Below are 1,489 nucleotides of genomic sequence, written 5' to 3'. Positions count from 1 at the left end.
GGGCGAATGAGTTGCAGGGTATAGACCCGAAACCCGGTGAGCTAGCCATGGGCAGGTTGAAGGTTGGGTAACACTAACTGGAGGACCGAACCGACTAATGTTGAAAAATTAGCGGATGACCTGTGGCTGGGGGTGAAAGGCCAATCAAACCGGGAGATAGCTGGTTCTCCCCGAAAGCTATTTAGGTAGCGCCTCGTGAATTCATCTTCGGGGGTAGAGCACTGTTTCGGCTAGGGGGCCATCCCGGCTTACCAACCCGATGCAAACTGCGAATACCGAAGAATGGTATCACGGGAGACACACGGCGGGTGCTAACGTCCGTCGTGAAGAGGGAAACAACCCAGACCGCCAGCTAAGGTCCCGAAGTCATGGTTAAGTGGGAAACGATGTGGGAAGGCCCAGACAGCCAGGATGTTGGCTTAGAAGCAGCCATCATTGAAAGAAAGCGTAATAGCTCACTGGTCGAGTCGGCCTGCGCGGAAGATGTAACGGGGCTAAACCATGCACCGAAGCTGCGGCAATGACATTTAGGTGTTATTGGGTAGGGGAGCGTTCTGTAAGCCGTTGAAGGCGGCGCTGTGAGGCCCGCTGGAGGTATCAGAAGTGCGAATGCTGACATAAGTAACGATAAAGCGGGTGAAAAACCCGCTCGCCGGAAGACCAAGGGTTCCTGTCCAACGTTAATCGGGGCAGGGTGAGTCGACCCCTAAGGCGAGGCCGAAAGGCGTAGCTGATGGGAAACAGGTTAATATTCCTGTACTGAATGTGACTGCGAAGGGGGGACGGAGAAGGCTAGGCCATCCGGGCGACGGTTGTCCCGGTTTAAGCGTGTAGGTGGGAGGAGCAGGCAAATCCGCTCTTCTGTAACACTGAGGCGTGATGACGAGCTGCTACGGCAGTGAAGTGGCTGATGCCCGGCTTCCAGGAAAAGCCTCTAAGCGTCAGGTCATATTGAATCGTACCCCAAACCGACACAGGTGGTCAGGTAGAGAATACTCAGGCGCTTGAGAGAACTCGGGTGAAGGAACTAGGCAAAATGGTGCCGTAACTTCGGGAGAAGGCACGCTGGCGGTAGGTGAGGGGCTTTGCGCCCGGAGCCGAAGCCAGTCGCAGAGACCAGCTGGCTGCAACTGTTTATTAAAAACACAGCACTGTGCCAACACGTAAGTGGACGTATACGGTGTGACGCCTGCCCGGTGCTGGAAGGTTAATTGATGGGGTTAGCCGCAAGGCGAGGCTCTTGATCGAAGCCCCAGTAAACGGCGGCCGTAACTATAACGGTCCTAAGGTAGCGAAATTCCTTGTCGGGTAAGTTCCGACCTGCACGAATGGCGTAATGATGGCCAGGCTGTCTCCACCCGAGACTCAGTGAAATTGAACTCGCTGTGAAGATGCAGTGTCCCCGCGGCAAGACGGAAAGACCCCGTGAACCTTTACTATAGCTTGACACTGAACATGGAGCCTTGATGTGTAGGATAGGTGGGAGGCC

At 55.0% G+C, this 1,489-nt stretch carries 1 rRNA gene; it reads left to right on the top strand.

The features are described 5' to 3' along the window. A 23S ribosomal RNA gene (locus Phpb_RS01970) occupies window positions 1–1,489 on the top strand; the annotation flags it as partial.

It is taken from the genome of Photorhabdus namnaonensis (genome assembly GCF_001684335.1).
Classification (GTDB): Bacteria; Pseudomonadota; Gammaproteobacteria; order Enterobacterales; family Enterobacteriaceae; genus Photorhabdus; species Photorhabdus namnaonensis.
This window is presented reverse-complemented; position numbering and strand designations above follow the sequence as displayed.